Source organism: Citrobacter sp. Cpo100 (genome assembly GCF_030332595.1).
GTDB lineage: Bacteria > Pseudomonadota > Gammaproteobacteria > Enterobacterales > Enterobacteriaceae > Citrobacter > Citrobacter portucalensis.
Window position 1 is genome coordinate 424,460 of sequence record NZ_JAOWHM010000035.1, and the last position, 15,570, is coordinate 440,029.

A 15,570-nucleotide genomic window follows, 5' to 3' on the forward strand; every position below is an offset into this window, starting at 1 on the left:
GAACGATGACTGGAAAAACATCCCTACGCGTCAGGGAGGCGCGTGATACCGCCACCAGCCACTATGTGTTTGAAGCGCCAGTACGCTTGTGGCACTGGCTGACGGTGGGCTGCATGTTGGTGTTGATGGTGACCGGATACTTCATTGGCCGACCGCTGCCGTCGGTCAGCGGTGAGGCCACTTATCTGTTCTATATGGGCGACATTCGGCTGGTGCATTTCGCCGCCGCCATGGTGTTCACGGTGATACTGCTGATGCGCATTTACTGGGCCTTCGTCGGTAACCGTTATTCACGCGAACTGTTTATCGTGCCGGTCTGGCGGCGCAGCTGGTGGCAGGGGGCGTATTCTGTGGTGCGTTGGTATCTGTTTCTGGAAAAAAAACCGGGAGATGATATCGGTCATAACCCCATCGCACAGGCGGCGATGTGCGGTTATTTCCTGCTTTCCGTTTTTATGATCCTCACCGGTTTTGCCTTATACAGCGAACATAGCCAGTACGCCATTTTTACCCCTTTCCGCTATGTGACAGAGTTTTTCTACTGGACCGGCGGGAACTCTCTCGATATCCACAGCTGGCATCGGTTAGGGATGTGGTTCATCGCCGCCTTCATCGTAGGCCATGTGTATATGGCGATTCGTGAGGACATCATGTCTGACGAAACCGTCATCTCAACCATGATTAACGGCTTTCGTAGTCATAAGTTTCCCAAGGGTCAGCACGATAAGGAGGCGTCATGAGCGAACCTAACGTCATCGTGATGGGCTTAGGCAACCTGCTGTGGGCAGATGAAGGGTTTGGTATTCGCCTCGCTGAGCGCCTGTACGCTCATTATCACTGGCCTGAATCGGTAGAGATTGTTGACGGCGGCACGCAGGGACTGAATCTGCTGGGCTACGTTGAGCAGGCCAGCCATTTGCTGCTGCTTGACGCCATCGACTACGGGCTTGAGCCGGGAACCCTGCAATCTTACGCCGGAGACAAAGTCCCGAGTTACCTCAGCGCTAAAAAAATGAGTCTGCATCAGAACAGCTTCTCTGAAGTGCTGGCTCTGGCGGATATTCGCGGCCATCTCCCCGCGCACATCGCTCTGGTGGGACTACAGCCGGTACAGCTGGACGACTATGGCGGCAGCCTGACCGACATCGCGCGCGCTCAGCTCCCGGCGGCAGAACAGGCCGCGCTTACGCAACTGGCCGCGTGGGGCATTGCGCCACAGATAAGCGATGAAACGCGTTGCCTGAACTATGACTGCCTGTCGATGGAAAACTATGAAGGCGTGCGTATTCGCCAGTATCGCGTAACGCTGGAGAGATAATTAACATGTTGAATGACCAACCGTTTTCTGCGCTATGGCAGCGAATGCTGGCTAAGGGCTGGCAACCGCTGAGCGCATCTGAACTGGATGACTGGATAACCCGCGTGCGTAATGGCGTGGTCCTGCTCAGTAGCGATCCTCGCCGTACACCGGAAGTCAGCGATAACCCGGTCATGATTGCCGAGTTGCTCCGCGAGTTTCCCCAGTTTGACTGGCACATCGCCATGGCGGATCTTGAACACAGCGAGGCGATCGGCGATCGCTTTGGCGTGTTCCGTTTTCCGGCTACCCTGGTGTTTACCCAAGGTGAGCTGCGCGGCATTCTCAGCGGTATCCACCCGTGGGCCGACTTGCTCAACCTGATGCGTCCCCTCGTTGAAGAACGTATACCGCCGGAGTCTGCATGATGAGCGATTCCTTTTTTCATCTGCTGGGGCCAGGAACGCAGCCAGGTGATGACTGCTTCAGCATGAATCCCTTGCCCCTCACCTGCCAGGTCAACAGCGACCCCAGCATGGCAACACTGGAAAACTGTCCGCACAGCCCGGCGGTGATGGCATTGTTAGCCGATGTGTGCCACCAGCTCACCCAGAGAATTCCCGCCAAACAGGATGTGCTGGGATGGGATTTATCCTCGCTCAATGCAGACGATCTCACCTTTCTGAATACGCTACTCGGCGAAGGCGAAGTTTCCGTGCGCATTCAGCATGCTGACGGCAGGGCGAGCGAGATTCAGGAGTCGATTTTCTGCGGTATCTGGCGGGTGCGTTGTCAGGATGACAAGGGGCAATGGCAGGAACATCTGGAAGTAGGCAGCGCACCACGGGCACTGTGGCAGGCGGCAACAATCAATACGCTGCCGGACGATAGCCTGCTGCCTCCGCCTATAGATGGGTTGATGAATGGCCTGACGCTGGCCCAGGAACTGCTGGCGCACGTGCGCAATCCGGCAGCGCAACCCCATAGCATTAACCTCACCCAACTGCCGATTAGCGACGCGGATCGCCTGTTCCTCGCCCGCCTGTGCGGCGAAGGGCACATTCAAATCCGCACCATCGGCTACGGCGAGAGCCAAATCGACGCCACGGCGCTGCGCCATGTCTGGCATGTTCGCTGTCTGGATACCCTGAAAGGGCTTCTGCTTGAGAGTTATGAGATCTGTCCGTTGCCGGAACTGGTGTTGGCCGCACCGGAAGATCTGCTCGACTCGCTCGAGCGCCTGAATGAAGTCTGCGGCTGGCTGGCATCCGGCCCGCCTGCCTGATCCCCTCTTTAGACCCGCGTACTTTTCTACTGCGGGTCTGACGTTTTCTTCCTTACCTATTCACTCTCTAATGCCTGATGGAGTTCGCATGTGGGACGTCATTGACCTATCGCGCTGGCAGTTTGCGCTGACCGCGCTGTACCATTTTCTGTTTGTTCCCCTGACGCTGGGGCTGATTTTTTTGCTAGCCATCATGGAAACCCTGTTCGTGGTGACCGGCAAAACAGTCTACCGCGACATGACGCGTTTCTGGGGAAAGCTATTCGGTATTAACTTTGCGCTCGGCGTGGCAACCGGCCTGACCATGGAGTTTCAGTTCGGTACTAACTGGTCGCTCTATTCCAACTATGTGGGTGATATTTTCGGTGCCCCGCTGGCGATGGAAGCCTTGATGGCCTTCTTTCTTGAATCCACCTTCGTGGGGCTGTTCTTCTTTGGCTGGCAGCGCTTAAACAAGTATCAGCATTTACTGGTGACCTGGCTGGTTGCGTTTGGCTCTAACATCTCGGCCCTGTGGATCCTCAACGCCAACGGCTGGATGCAGTATCCGACAGGCGCTCGCTTTAATATTGATACCCTGCGCATGGAGATGAGCAGCTTTAGCGAGCTGGTCTTTAACCCCGTCAGCCAGGTGAAATTTGTGCATACCGTGATGTCTGGTTATGTCACCGGCGCCATGTTTGTGATGTCCATCAGCGCCTGGTATTTGCTGCGTGGTCGCAATCGCGAGTTCGCCCGGCGCTCCTTCGCGGTGGGTTCCGTCTTTGGCACGCTGGCTATCCTCGGCACGCTACAACTGGGTGATAGCTCAGCCTTTGAGGTCGCCCAGCTCCAGCCAGTAAAACTGGCGGCAATGGAGGGCGAATGGCAAACCGAACCGGCCCCCGCGCCCTTTCATGTCATCGCCTGGCCGCAGCAGGAGCAAGAGCGTAACGCCTTTGCCGTGAAAATACCGGCCCTGCTGGGTATTCTGGCGACCCACTCTTTGGATACGCCGGTTCCGGGGCTGAAAAACCTGATGGCGGACGCGCTCCCACGCCTGCAGCGAGGCCGGGAGGCATGGTTACTGATGCAGGAAATTGCCAAAGGTAACCGAACGCCTCAGGTACTGAACGCTTTTCACGCTGTGGAGAAAGATCTGGGTTACGGCATCCTGCTGGCGAACTACGCGCCTGACATGAACCACGTTACGCCAGCGCAATATCAGGCCGCGCAACGCGGCGCCATTCCGCAAGTGGCCCCCGTGTTCTGGAGCTTTCGCATCATGATTGCTTGCGGTTCGCTGCTGCTACTGGTGATGGCGATTGCGTTGATACAGACCTTACGCTGGCGTATCGACCAGCATCGCTGGGTACTGCGCATGACGCTGTGGAGCCTGCCGCTACCATGGATTGCCATCGAAGCTGGCTGGTTTATGACGGAGTTTGGCCGCCAGCCGTGGGCGATTCAGGATATTTTGCCGACATGGTACGCCCACTCCGCGCTGAGCGCAGGCCAACTGGCCTTCTCGATGGGGCTAATTCTCACGCTTTACACCCTGTTTTTAATTGCTGAGGTCTACCTGATGCAGAAATACGCGCGCCTTGGTCCAGATGCAATGCATAACCAGCAACCAACGCAACAACAGGGATAAAGGAGACAATCATGTTGGATTATGAAACGTTGCGGCTCATTTGGTGGCTGCTGATTGGCATCATTCTGGTGGCCTTTATGGTCACTGACGGGTTTGATATGGGGGTCGGCTGCCTGTTACCGCTGATCGCGCGAAACGATGATGAGCGTCGGGTGTTGATTAATAGCGTCGGGGCGCACTGGGAAGGTAACCAGGTGTGGCTCATTCTGGCGGGCGGTGCATTATTCGCGGCCTGGCCGCGGGTCTATGCCGCCGCATTTTCGGGGTTTTATGTAGCGATGATCCTGGTGCTGTGTGCTCTTTTCTTTCGCCCGTTGGCCTTTGATTATCGCGGCAAAATAGCCAATGCGCACTGGCGTGCTATGTGGGACACCGGGTTGGTTATCGGGAGCCTGGTCCCTCCTGTTATCTTCGGCGTCGCGTTCGGCAACCTGTTCTTGGGCGTACCTTTTATCTTCACACCACAGCTTCATGTGCAATACCTGGGCACTTTCTGGCAGTTACTCTCCCCCTTTGCGCTGCTGTGCGGCGCATTAAGCCTGATGCTGGTTATTCTGCAAGGGGGCGTGTGGCTCCAGTTGAAGACCGACGGCATTCTTCACCAACGCGCGCTCTCTGCTACCCGTCGTAGCGCAATGCTGGTCGTGCTCTGCTTTCTGTTAGCCGGTTACTGGCTATGGACGGGGATCGACGGCTATGTGCTACTTAGCCAGGATCCGAATGGTCCTTCCAACCCGCTGTTAAAAATGGTAACGACCTCACCGGGCGCGTGGATGGCGCACTTTTATCAGTCACCACTGCTGTTAATTATTCCGCTGCTTGGCATGATTTTCCCGATGCTCGCGATCTATGCCTGCGGGCAACGTCGGGCCGTATGGGGATTTCTGTGCGCTTCACTGACCCAGGCCTGCGTGATCTTCACCGCCGGAATCACCCTGTTTCCGTTTGTGATGCCTTCAAGCGCGTATCCGCTCTCCAGTCTGACGGTGTGGGACAGCACTTCCAGCCAGATGACGCTCAGTATCATGCTGGTTATTGTGCTGATTTTTCTACCGATCGTTCTGCTTTATACCGTGTGGAGTTATTACAAAATGCTGGGACGAATCAATGTAGAAACGATCCGCCGCCACAATCACGAACTTTACTAGGGAGGACCGTACGATGTGGTATCTGTTTTGGTTTGTCGGCATTCTGCTGATGTGCGCACTCTCCACGCTGGCACTGGTCTGGCTGGAGTCGCGGCAGAAATAATACTGCGCGTGCGCTACGCTTTCTGGCTCTCCGGTTTATTCGGGGAGCTTTTTTATCCCCTTTCCATCAGCTCGCCAAGGCGCCGAATCTGCCGTCCCTGGCTATCGAAATTACGCTCATCGAGCCACAGATCGTAGGCAGGTCGAAGTATCGGGTACTCACCGTCAATGATTGAGTACCATGCGGTATCTCGATTACGACCCCGGGTAACGATAGCCTGCCGAAATATACCTTCAAAACTGAAGCCAAAGCGCTCCGCCGCCCTACGGGAAGGCTCATTGAAGGCATCACATTTCCATTCAAAACGGCGATAACCCAGATCCTCAAAAACGTACTTTAAAAGCAATGATATGACTTCCGTTGAAATTCGCGTGCGTTTCATGCGTACGGAGTAAGAAACATGCCCTACCTCAATCACACCATTTGCGGGATCAATACGCATCAGTGCAAACGTACCAACAGGCTTCATACTGGTTAAATCGATCACGGCAAAATGCATCGGATCTGTCTGTTCTTCCATGTTTTTTAAATAAACCAGGAAGGCATCAAAAGTTTCAAAAGGCCCGACCGCCAGATATGTCCAATCACGACAATCGCTTGCTTCGCAGTACGCTTCATACAACTCTTTTGCATGACGTTCGTTGTTAATGCGTTCAAGCTTACAATAGCGACCTGTAATTTGCTGAGCCTGTGGAAAGGGTGCGCCTTTCCAGTCAGACAAAGTCATACCTACGGGTTGTTGGAATTGATTAAAGACGCCCGGCATATCTGTACCTCTTACAAAACAGAACTAAACCAGCGCAGGGTATGATCAAACTGAGCGGCCCAAAAGAACCACAATGCGTGTTTTTAACGGATCCACACTCTTTAATTGTACAAAAAACAGACGCTATATTTTTGCCTGTAGCGAAAGAAACGTATTTACTGCATTAATGCTAAGAGCTGAATAAATTATAATTTAAATAACCTGAGCCAAACGGCGAATCCCATCAACAATTGCCTCTACCGGATGATTTGCAAAACCAATCAAAATCCCCTGTCGTGAGATATCGCTCTGGTAATAACGACTTAGTGATAGTATTCCCATCCCTAGTAATCTGGCTTGCTCCTCAACTTCATTTCCGGTTAATCCGTTTTGTAGCCAGCACACAATATGGACGCCAGAGTCAGAAGGCTGCACAATCATTTTATCAGCCAGGTATTCTTGAATAGCATTGACCAGCGCAGTTCTTCTTTCATAGCATGCCTTACGAATTCGGCGCACATGACTGGCATAGTGACCATCCTCAATAAAATTCGCCATCACAGCCTGTTCAAGATAACTGGTGCCAAGATCGGAAAAATATTTCGTCACCATAATCTGTTCTTGTAAACCCGGCGGGACAACTAAAAAACCTAAACGGAATTCCGGGTACATCATTTTAGAAAATGTTCCGGCGTAGATTACGCGTTGATTCTGATCTAATCCTTGCAGAGCTTGTAAAGAACGGTCGGCATAACGGAACTCGCTATTATAGTCATCTTCAAATATCCATGCCTGATTCGACTTCCCCCATTCCAGCAACTCAAAACGTCGGGATAAACTCAACGTTCCACTTAATGGATATTGATCCGACGGGACGACATAGGCCAGCTTAGCGTCAGGAAAATGATCAATACCATAGCGGACGTTCATTCCCTCGCTATCTACCGGTACCGGCCTCACCATCGCGCCAACTGACATGAAGGCTCCGCGGGCGCCTTTGTAACCCGGGTCGTCCAGCCAAACGTCACTTCCTGCCGACAGCAATGCTCGTGCAGTAATGTTCAATGCCTGTTGAATACCATTTACGATGATTATCTGTTCTTCGTTACAGTTCACTCCACGCGTTGTTTTAATGTAGCGGCAAACCGCTTTTCTCAATGGAAAGTACCCGCAAGGATGAGTGTGAGCGCCCAGTTGATGCCGGGATTGTCTCCAGACACGTTGCAGTAGCTTTCCCCATAACGCATGCGGGAAGAGATCCGTACACCCGACACCAACCGCAAATAGGCGGTTCATGCCGCGCCCTTCATACTCATTTGACCACAAATCGCGAACAGGATTATTTCGGCTGTGAACCTGTTCATCAGGCGAGACGACGCTCCCCGACGCTATCTTTGGATAGCTATTGCTGATACTCCGATCCGGAATATTATGTGAGACATATGTTCCAGACCCTTTACGGGTCTGGATATACCCTTCATCTAATAGCCTGTCATAACCGGCGATCGCTGAGTTTCGTGAAATTGACATCATCTCGGACAATGCCCTGGTTGACGGCATTTTTGTTCCTGGCGGCAATCGCCCTTCGAGGATGTGATCGCGGAGGATGTGGTAAACCTGCTCCTTAACCGCGCCTTTTCCTAAAACAAATCCTTGAAATAAAGGCGCATTGTTTTTCTTCATTGTATTAACCTTTATACTAAAAGTGGATCCTATCAATATATCGAAAGTGTCTCTTTACGAGAATTTATAAAGTTCTTAGTATCATCATACTAACACATTACTCGTATAAAATATCAGGATATATATGACTAACATGAATACCGTTACTATTGAAAGTGCAGAACAAAAAGACTACGCCTGCTGGCTTCCTTTATGGATAAACTATCAAACATTTTATCGCACTAAAATTTCAGATGAAGTAACAAAATTAACGTGGGAGCGTTTCCTTACCCCGAGCGAACCTGTTTATTGTGCTGTTGCCAAATATGATGGAAAAATAGTGGGACTGGTGCATTATCTCTTTCATCGTTCAACATGGGCAGAATCCAACTATTGCTATCTCGAAGATTTATTTGTTAGCGAAGAGGTACGTGGCCAACATATCGGTAAACAGCTTATCGAGTATGTCCAACAACAAGCCAAAAAACACCACGCGTCAAGATTATACTGGCATACGCATGAAACCAATCTCCGTGGACAACGTCTGTATGACTGGGTGGCCCAAAAGAGCGGGATGATCGAATATCGTATGTAAGGATAATAATACTCAGGATAGTATTTAATTATTCAGTACTAAAAATAAGCCTCTGAGTAGATATACTCAGAGGATGTCTCGGTGACAAATCCCCCCAACCTGAATAAGATAAGGAAAAAAACCAGCGATAAGCAAATTCTTAAGAATCAAAAAGGTAAAGAGCCAGCATGGCAACGATAAAGGATGTTGCAGAGTTAGCGGGAGTGTCCACCGCAACAGTTTCACGTGTTATTAATCAAACCGCATGGGTTAAACCCGTGACGCGTGAGCGTGTTGAAAAAGCCATGCGCGAACTGAACTATCATCGCAATGCCGCCGCTATTGCATTAGCGAAACGCAGCGGTGACATGCTCGGGTTATTGACCGGCAATCTTGCCGATCCCTTTTTTGCCAGGCTTGCCCGAGGCGTGGAAGAAGTATCACGCCAGCAGCAATTTCGGCTGATGGTATGCAGCGGTGGCCACGATGAAGGAATGGAAAAATCAGGACTCGATTTTCTGATAAACCAGGGCTGTGAAGCTATTGTGGTCCATGCCAGTAGGCTGTCGGAAAAGGAACTGTTGCGATATGCCGCTCATTTTCCTGCCATGGTGGTCGTGAACCGCTATATTGCCGGGATGGCCAATCGCTGCGTGTGGCTGGAAAATAGTCAAGCAGCCAAAACAGCCACGCTACATCTCCTGGAACAGGGGCACCGTTGTATTGCCTGCGTGACAAGTGACTTACCGATTATCGATCGCCGTGAGCGACTGGAAGGCTATTGCCAGGCGCTGGCTGAATATGGCATTACGCCAGATAAAAACTGGGTGATTAGCGTGCCCTTTAATGAAGAAGGTGGCGAACGCGCTGCACATCAACTGCTTAATTGTGGCATTCCTTTCACTGCAGCGGTGACATTTAATGATGTGATGGCCGCCGGGATTATGCGCATCCTCCATCAGCAGGGAATTACACTTCCGCAGCAGCTTTCGATCGTTGGATTTGATGATGTGGTGATGGCCCGCTATCTCTATCCCGCACTCACAACAATGCATTATCCCGTTGAGCGCATGGCTCGCTGCGCTTCGCAGCTGGCGATACAGCTTTTTAAGGGCGCAACTCAGCGTCCCAGCGTGAATAGTTTCACTGCGGATTTAGTGATCCGCGATTCTGTTCTTCCCCCCTCTCTCTGAAATCAATGCGTAAATCGTCAAGCCCCTGAATTGTGATCGACTTCAAGTTTAACGTCTTCATGTAATCGCTTACATGAGGGCCAATGAGCGATCACAGTCAGGCAAAAGGGTGTTCTCTACTCTTAAGCGACCTTACAGACTGGAGATTCATGAATGAATGCCTCTCAAAATCAGAAAAAAACACTCTCATTTGGACTGGCAGTGATCCCTATTTTAGCCATGCTACTGCTGTTAATTATTGGCTACGGCATCATGGGGCTACGTATTGAGCCTTTGTTGCTATGTTCTGCTGCAGTCGCCGCGGGTATGGCCTGGTGGCAAGGGTATTGCTGGGAAGACATCATTAATTCGGTGGTTGATAAACTCGCCAAAGCAATGCCGGTTATCATGATTCTTATCTGTGTTGGCGGCCTGATTGGTACATGGATGTTCAGCGGCACCATCCCTTACATGGTGTACTGGGGACTTAAACTCATCAGCCCCGAATACATTCTTATCGCCGCGTTCTTTTTGACCAGCGTCGTATCGGTGTGTACCGGAACCTCCTGGGGTTCCGCCGGAACGGTTGGCGTTGCATTGATGGGCGTTGCCGCCGGACTGGATGTCTCGATGGCAGCAGCGGCAGGTGCCGTTGTTTCTGGCGCTTACTTCGGTGACAAGATATCTCCGCTGTCAGACTCCACCAACTTTGCGGCCATTGTTGCAGATACCACCCTTTTCGAGCATATCCAGCACTTATTGTGGACCACCATTCCCAGCTTTCTGCTTGCCGCCGTGGTTTATCTTATTGCCGGCCACAGCAATATGCTCGGCGAGGTCGCCACGCCACAACGGGTTACCGACATTGTCAACGCTCTGGAGTCGCTATACCACTTCAATATCATTCTGATTTTGCCGCCGGTTATTGTGTTGTGGGGCGCGATTCGTAAAAAACCGGTCATTCCTTTAATGCTGAGTGCATGCGTATTAGCCCTGATTCTGGGCGTTGTCATGCAAGGACTCAGCATCAAGCAGGGACTGGATGCCTTTATAGATGGATTCAACATTACTATGTTCCCGCAAGGGAGTGAGGGCATTATTGCTGATGTTCCGCGCCTGCTGAACCGCGGCGGAATGTTCTCAATGATGAGCACTATCCTTCTGGTATTTTGCGCATTCTCTTTTGCCGGTGCCTTAACGTTAACGGGCGCACTCAACATTATCATTAACCGCTTACTGACGGTCATTCACAGTGTCGGTCAGTTAATTGCGGCAACCATTGGTACCACCCTTCTGGTGACCGGAGCGACGAGCGACGGCAAGCTGGCTCTTCTGGTTCCAGCTGAACTGTTTAAAGACGCATATCGTCGTATGGGACTGGATACCAAAAATCTGTCCCGCACCATTGAAGACGCTGGCACCGTTATTGAGCCGTTGTTGCCGTGGACCGCTGCCGGAGTTTATATGGCCACGACATTAGGAGTGAGCACGCTGGATTTATTGCCATGGGCGATTCAGTGCTATGCCGCAATCTTCTTCGCCTTGATTTACGGTTTCACGGGAATCGGTATTGCGAAGGCGCCATCAGTGGCAGAAACAGAAAAAAATATTACGGCAACAGAATAGGGAGAGCATGTAATGGATTTTAATAAGATTATCGATCGTCACGATACCGCCTCGTTGAAATGGGACTTTATGGCGCGATATTTCGGCGAGGATACACATCAACTGTTGCCAATGTGGGTGTCTGATTTTGACTTTACTTGCCCGCCCGCTGTTCAGGAGGCATTAACTCACCGCGTCGGGCACGGTATTTTTGGTTACAGCGAACGACCACAAAGCTACTTTGATTCATTAATTTCATGGTTCTCAACCCGGCATCAGCTGGAAATCAAGCAAGAGTGGATCTGCAGTATTGAAGGTGTTGTTCCGGGATTATCGCTACTCGTACAAATGCTAAGTCAACCCGGTGAAGGCGTGGTCGTTCAGGGGCCTTATTATGGTTCATTCGCTAAAATTATCTCTCTGAACGGCAGACAGCTGCTGGAAAATCCGTTGTATGAGGACCCGGCTACCGGTTATCAAATGGATTTTGCTCACCTGGAAATGTTATTCCGGACTGAACGTCCGCCGTTGATGATTTTATGTAATCCGCATAATCCAACCGGTCGTTGTTGGACTGCACAGGAGCTGGAACAGCTACTTACGCTATGCGAGACCTATGATGTAACGTTGCTGTCTGATGAGATATGGGCAGATTTATTGCTTCCTGGAGAACAATTTACTTCAGTTCTGCATCTGGGAGAACGCTGGCATTCGCGTGTAATTTCAGCTACTTCAGCCAGTAAAACGTTTGGTTTGTCGACATTGCGTATTGCTAATTTTCTGATACCGGCACCGGCATTGCGTGAACACTTTTTACGCCGTCTGGATGCGCATGGACTGGATGTATTCAATGCGCTATCCGTCGAGGCGAGTACGGCTGCATGGCAACATGGTGCACCATGGTTAGACGATTTACTTGGCTATCTGGCTGAAAATCGACGCTGGTTTATTCAACAAATTGATGAATATCTCCCATGGGCTCGGGTTGTTCCTTCCCAGGCAACGTATCTACTGTGGATAGATTGCAAAGCGCTTGGACTGGATGATGAGCAGCTCAAATGGGTAATGCTTGATGTTGCCGGTATTGCGCCTTCAATGGGAAATGGCTTTGGTCCTGCTGGAAAAGGTTTTATCCGCCTGAACATGGGATGTCCACGCGCCTACCTCGAAAAAGCGGTAGAGGGATTGAAGCGTATTGCATTTACATCCTGTTGAATCTGCTCAGTAAACGAATCGGCCCTGGCGCAGGGCCGCTCGATATTATCAGCCATTTCGACGAGGCCTGATTAACGGCCTCTGAACTACCAACCAAGAATGGCGATACGGAGAACGTGGTGCAGGTTACCCGAAAAATAAGATGTGCGCTGAAAACCGCAGTAAACGGGCTTTGCGTTGATTTCGGTAGACCTGGAAATAGTTTGAAATGGTGCCGATAATAGGAGTCGAACCTACGACCTTCGCATTACGAATGCGCTGCTCTACCAACTGAGCTATATCGGCCCTGATAAGGACATGCCCACGAATGTGAACACGGGGTAGAAGGTTAAAACTAACCGGGCGATGCGTCAATGGCCTTGCGAATCAAACGCCTAATTTTGCATCATCCGGTTTCAATAACGCACGAATCGTGTCGTCACAGGTGTCCTGGTACGCGGCAAGGGAATTCTATAACCAGCGGCGAACACGCTGCTCATAGCGTATCCATTCCGGCCCGAAATGTTTTCGCAGTTGTTCCTCTTCAAAATCAATATGTAATCTGGCAACCACCAGTATAAACAGCGGTGCAGCCAATATTCGAATCAGGCTACCAACGTAGAGAGAAAAAGCTAACTGGAGTCCACTCATTCCAAGATAGATTGGATTGCGGCTCCAGGCATAACATCCGCCAGTAACAAGCGTGGTCGATTTCTCTGCATGCAGTGGGTTTAGCGTCGTACGTTTCTTCCGCATCTGCCACGCGGTATGCAGTATCATCGCCAGACTGACGCTAGCCAAAAATGCACTTATTACGATAGTCACCGCGCCAAATGTGAAACGCGGGATCGCCGTCAACGCATCCGCGATGAGGAATAATAATAGGATGAGTGGTGGTGGAAGCCAGACTCTTAATTTTGTCAGGAAATGACGCATGGCTGCGGGCAAACCTCAGTACCTGTTTGATTAACGCTGATATCACTATAAATACCCCGTTTAAGATACATAAACAAACGGTGCGTACTTCACTGTAGGACTTTTTACTTAACCAGACAGACAGGCAGCGATGCAAAGACGCCAATACCAGAGGCGTCTGCCCCTGGTGTTCAGGAAAAAATCATGCTGCAGGCCATGTCAGCTCAGAGCACATACTCGTTTAAAGGTTTTACCCTTCATATGTAAAAACCGTGTCAAAAATGAATTACGTAGATAAAGGTGAATCCGACGCTGATTCAAACAAATCTACAGACTGCTGGTAATACCGGATAAAATCATTAAATGTCACTGGCGGTAGAAACTGATACCCCTGCAGATAGTCAACATTATTTTTTCCCAGCCATTGTTGCTGATAGTCATTTTCAACGCCCTCGGCCACCGTACGTAACCCCAGAAGTCCTGAAAGGTGAGTAATTGACTCGAGCATAGGGATATATTGATCAACCTCTTTAATTTCCTTAATGAAGCTTTTATCAATTTTGATTACATCCAGGTCTAACTCATTGAGATAGCAGAGATTAGCGTATCCAGTACCAAAATCATCCAAAGCAAACAACACACCTTTATTTCGTAACGAACGAATAAGTTCTTTGATTGCAGGAGTGATCGTGAACGTCTGGTTCTCTGTTATCTCTATCATCAATTTTATCGGCAGACCTTGCGTTATCTCCATAAAATTAAGGCATTCCCAATAGAATACGGGATTATTTAAACCTGACGGACTGACATTAAAAGAAACGAACAGAGTTTTATTAATGCTTGCGCCTCCAGAGACCAGATTGCGCGCAACAGCGGTCATTAAATAGCTAGTTAACTCATTGATTAAGCCACTTTTTTCAGCCAATGGAATAAACTCTCGCTGAGAAATAGCATAGTTATGTCCCTGTGGCCAACGAGCCAATACCTCAACACCACAAACGTCGCCCCTGATATTCACGATGGGCTGAAAATAAGGAATGATCTCCTCATTCCTTATTGCCATACTCAGTCTACTAGTATCCGAAACATCATATGCGTCAGTGTAAACTGCATCCCCATTCACATTATTATTGATTATAGAGCTTTCATTTAATAAATTATTTCGGGTTAAAAAGATAACAGTTTCATTAAAATTGGAAAAGCCGAGGCGAGCAGTAATTTTATCCCGATATCGATACACTGACTTAATTGTTAGCGAATTAGCAATACAGAAATCATGCAGTTTTTCTTTTGTGAATGATGAATACAGCATTTCTTCTTCAAATTCAGTCAAGTTAAAAGTAAACATCGGTGAATCTTTATTGACTTCCACAACTTTGTTAGGTGCCAATAGACTCTCTTTTAATTGAGCGATCAACTGCTCCGACAATTCACCCCCATTGATAAAGGAATAGTCTTCATATCCCCGATTAACAGGCAGGGTTTCGCACATCCGCAGAACAATACAGTGTATGTTGATGAACTGTGTACTGTTTCTCTGAAGCCATTTTTTGACCAATAATAATGGCAACCGGTTATCGATCACCAGCAAGCAGGACGGATATTGCGACATAACTGACTGCGTGCCAGAAATAAATGTCCGTGCATCGATCAATACCAGATTTGGTAACCATGCTTTTATTCCTGAAAAAAGGAAAGTATCATAACTGAGCAGAAAAATTTTTTTCGTATTCATAGTTATCACCAACTTAAATTTATGGCATAGCAGGTCCCTCGCTCTATTCACGAGAGAATATACAACACCTTCGACCTCCAATAATCATAAGGCGATTCGTGATATAACTTTATCCATAAGCCATATCACATAAATTCAGAATTTATAATCACAGTTATCCATATGAGTATTCTCATCACACCGTAAATTCCATTTAAAAATTGAAAAAGAAAAAACTCCATTTCTTAATCAGTACAAATCCCTTTACTCACTTTCACTTCATTACAAAACAAAAAGTTATAAATACAAAATTTACAAAACATATAACTACAATGACCAACAGAATAACATATTACCGTAGTTTATGCTGACCGACAAACTAAGAGAGGATGTCGTAGATCTTGTATTCATAAACATTTCCGGCAATATGCACGACATATTGTTTCATCGACTCTAAATTTATTGCTACATTTTCTATAGCGAGTGACAGTATAGGTTCAATATATAATCAGGGCATATTGGT

15 protein-coding genes and 1 tRNA gene are annotated in these 15,570 nt (G+C 49.2%); 11 read left to right on the forward strand and 5 right to left on the reverse strand.

The genetic code is table 11. The annotated features are described in order from the left end of the window. Window positions 1-5: 5 nt before the first annotated feature. The 7 genes from hyaC to cbdX all read left to right on the forward strand — a co-directional run bounded on the left by hyaC (window position 6) and on the right by cbdX (window position 5,466). Complete coding sequence (hyaC, locus tag OGX96_RS14440) at window positions 6-740, forward strand: Ni/Fe-hydrogenase b-type cytochrome subunit (RefSeq protein WP_198801626.1); 735 nt, start codon at window positions 6-8, stop codon at window positions 738-740. Further along, window positions 737-1,318 carry a hydrogenase 1 maturation protease gene (hyaD, locus tag OGX96_RS14445; RefSeq protein ID WP_286583432.1) on the forward strand — a complete coding sequence of 194 codons (582 nt, stop codon included), beginning with the start codon at window positions 737-739 and terminating at the stop codon, window positions 1,316-1,318. Before hyaC ends, hyaD begins: the two co-directional genes overlap by 4 nt. A gap of 5 nt (window positions 1,319-1,323) precedes the next feature. Next, the gene (hyaE, locus tag OGX96_RS14450; RefSeq protein ID WP_048236031.1) at window positions 1,324-1,725 is read left to right on the forward strand and encodes a hydrogenase-1 operon protein HyaE; all 402 of its coding nucleotides are present in this window, start codon (window positions 1,324-1,326) and stop codon (window positions 1,723-1,725) included. Next, complete coding sequence (locus tag OGX96_RS14455) at window positions 1,725-2,582, forward strand: hydrogenase expression/formation protein (RefSeq protein WP_286583484.1); 858 nt, start codon at window positions 1,725-1,727, stop codon at window positions 2,580-2,582. The genes hyaE and OGX96_RS14455 overlap by 1 nt, the downstream gene beginning before the upstream one ends. An 88-nt stretch (window positions 2,583-2,670) precedes the next feature. Continuing rightward, on the forward strand, window positions 2,671-4,215 hold the full coding sequence (gene appC / locus OGX96_RS14460; RefSeq protein ID WP_286583435.1) for a cytochrome bd-II oxidase subunit 1: 1,545 nt from the start codon (window positions 2,671-2,673) through the stop codon (window positions 4,213-4,215). Window positions 4,216-4,226: 11 nt separating this feature from the next. Beyond that, window positions 4,227-5,363, forward strand: a complete 1,137-nt coding sequence (appB, locus tag OGX96_RS14465) for a cytochrome d ubiquinol oxidase subunit II (protein ID WP_286583439.1) — start codon at window positions 4,227-4,229, stop codon at window positions 5,361-5,363. A gap of 13 nt (window positions 5,364-5,376) precedes the next feature. Then, entirely contained in the window at window positions 5,377-5,466 is a 90-nt protein-coding gene (gene cbdX, locus OGX96_RS14470) for a cytochrome bd-II oxidase subunit CbdX (protein WP_003830863.1), read from the forward strand. Between the two features lie 52 nt (window positions 5,467-5,518). On the opposite strand, the gene OGX96_RS14475 is transcribed toward cbdX, so the two are convergent. Further along, window positions 5,519-6,232 carry a GNAT family N-acetyltransferase gene (locus OGX96_RS14475; RefSeq protein WP_286583441.1) on the reverse strand — a complete coding sequence of 238 codons (714 nt, stop codon included), beginning with the start codon at window positions 6,230-6,232 and terminating at the stop codon, window positions 5,519-5,521. A gap of 192 nt (window positions 6,233-6,424) precedes the next feature. Continuing rightward, the gene (gene pdxR / locus OGX96_RS14480) at window positions 6,425-7,894 is read right to left on the reverse strand and encodes a MocR-like pyridoxine biosynthesis transcription factor PdxR (protein ID WP_286583445.1); all 1,470 of its coding nucleotides are present in this window, start codon (window positions 7,892-7,894) and stop codon (window positions 6,425-6,427) included. A gap of 124 nt (window positions 7,895-8,018) precedes the next feature. On the opposite strand from pdxR, the gene OGX96_RS14485 reads away from it, so the two are divergent. From OGX96_RS14485 to OGX96_RS14500, 4 genes are all read left to right on the forward strand, one after another. After that, complete coding sequence (locus OGX96_RS14485; protein ID WP_191238834.1) at window positions 8,019-8,468, forward strand: GNAT family N-acetyltransferase; 450 nt, start codon at window positions 8,019-8,021, stop codon at window positions 8,466-8,468. A gap of 167 nt (window positions 8,469-8,635) precedes the next feature. After that, a complete protein-coding gene (locus tag OGX96_RS14490) occupies window positions 8,636-9,640 on the forward strand; it encodes a LacI family DNA-binding transcriptional regulator (RefSeq protein WP_286583447.1) in 1,005 nt (334 codons plus the stop codon). Between the two features lie 153 nt (window positions 9,641-9,793). Continuing rightward, window positions 9,794-11,245, forward strand: coding sequence for a Na+/H+ antiporter NhaC (gene nhaC, locus OGX96_RS14495; protein ID WP_008783827.1), 1,452 nt, complete (start codon window positions 9,794-9,796; stop codon window positions 11,243-11,245). 12 nt (window positions 11,246-11,257) lie between these two features. Then, window positions 11,258-12,439 (forward strand): MalY/PatB family protein, encoded by a 1,182-nt coding sequence (locus tag OGX96_RS14500; RefSeq protein WP_137377047.1) that lies wholly within the window; start codon window positions 11,258-11,260, stop codon window positions 12,437-12,439. A gap of 209 nt (window positions 12,440-12,648) precedes the next feature. On the opposite strand, the gene OGX96_RS14505 is transcribed toward OGX96_RS14500, so the two are convergent. The 3 genes from OGX96_RS14505 to OGX96_RS14515 form a co-directional block, all read right to left on the reverse strand. After that, window positions 12,649-12,724: transfer RNA gene (locus tag OGX96_RS14505), tRNA-Thr, on the reverse strand. Window positions 12,725-12,889: 165 nt separating this feature from the next. After that, the gene (locus OGX96_RS14510; RefSeq protein WP_286583449.1) at window positions 12,890-13,354 is read right to left on the reverse strand and encodes a methyltransferase family protein; all 465 of its coding nucleotides are present in this window, start codon (window positions 13,352-13,354) and stop codon (window positions 12,890-12,892) included. 265 nt (window positions 13,355-13,619) lie between these two features. Then, the gene (locus tag OGX96_RS14515; protein WP_149607815.1) at window positions 13,620-15,068 is read right to left on the reverse strand and encodes an EAL domain-containing protein; all 1,449 of its coding nucleotides are present in this window, start codon (window positions 15,066-15,068) and stop codon (window positions 13,620-13,622) included. Window positions 15,069-15,570: the final 502 nt, after the last annotated feature.

Coding starts and splice junctions, on each gene's coding strand:
- OGX96_RS14490 (WP_286583447.1), top strand. CDS start 8,636: ATGGCAACGATAAAGGATGTTGCAGAGTTAGCGGGAGTGTCCACCGCA.
- hyaD (WP_286583432.1), top strand. CDS start 737: ATGAGCGAACCTAACGTCATCGTGATGGGCTTAGGCAACCTGCTGTGG.
- OGX96_RS14455 (WP_286583484.1), top strand. CDS start 1,725: ATGAGCGATTCCTTTTTTCATCTGCTGGGGCCAGGAACGCAGCCAGGT.
- appB (WP_286583439.1), top strand. CDS start 4,227: ATGTTGGATTATGAAACGTTGCGGCTCATTTGGTGGCTGCTGATTGGC.
- appC (WP_286583435.1), top strand. CDS start 2,671: ATGTGGGACGTCATTGACCTATCGCGCTGGCAGTTTGCGCTGACCGCG.
- OGX96_RS14515 (WP_149607815.1), bottom strand. CDS start 15,068: ATGAATACGAAAAAAATTTTTCTGCTCAGTTATGATACTTTCCTTTTT.
- OGX96_RS14500 (WP_137377047.1), top strand. CDS start 11,258: ATGGATTTTAATAAGATTATCGATCGTCACGATACCGCCTCGTTGAAA.
- cbdX (WP_003830863.1), top strand. CDS start 5,377: ATGTGGTATCTGTTTTGGTTTGTCGGCATTCTGCTGATGTGCGCACTC.
- OGX96_RS14485 (WP_191238834.1), top strand. CDS start 8,019: ATGACTAACATGAATACCGTTACTATTGAAAGTGCAGAACAAAAAGAC.
- OGX96_RS14475 (WP_286583441.1), bottom strand. CDS start 6,232: ATGCCGGGCGTCTTTAATCAATTCCAACAACCCGTAGGTATGACTTTG.
- OGX96_RS14510 (WP_286583449.1), bottom strand. CDS start 13,354: ATGCGTCATTTCCTGACAAAATTAAGAGTCTGGCTTCCACCACCACTC.
- pdxR (WP_286583445.1), bottom strand. CDS start 7,894: ATGAAGAAAAACAATGCGCCTTTATTTCAAGGATTTGTTTTAGGAAAA.
- hyaE (WP_048236031.1), top strand. CDS start 1,324: ATGTTGAATGACCAACCGTTTTCTGCGCTATGGCAGCGAATGCTGGCT.
- hyaC (WP_198801626.1), top strand. CDS start 6: ATGACTGGAAAAACATCCCTACGCGTCAGGGAGGCGCGTGATACCGCC.
- nhaC (WP_008783827.1), top strand. CDS start 9,794: ATGAATGCCTCTCAAAATCAGAAAAAAACACTCTCATTTGGACTGGCA.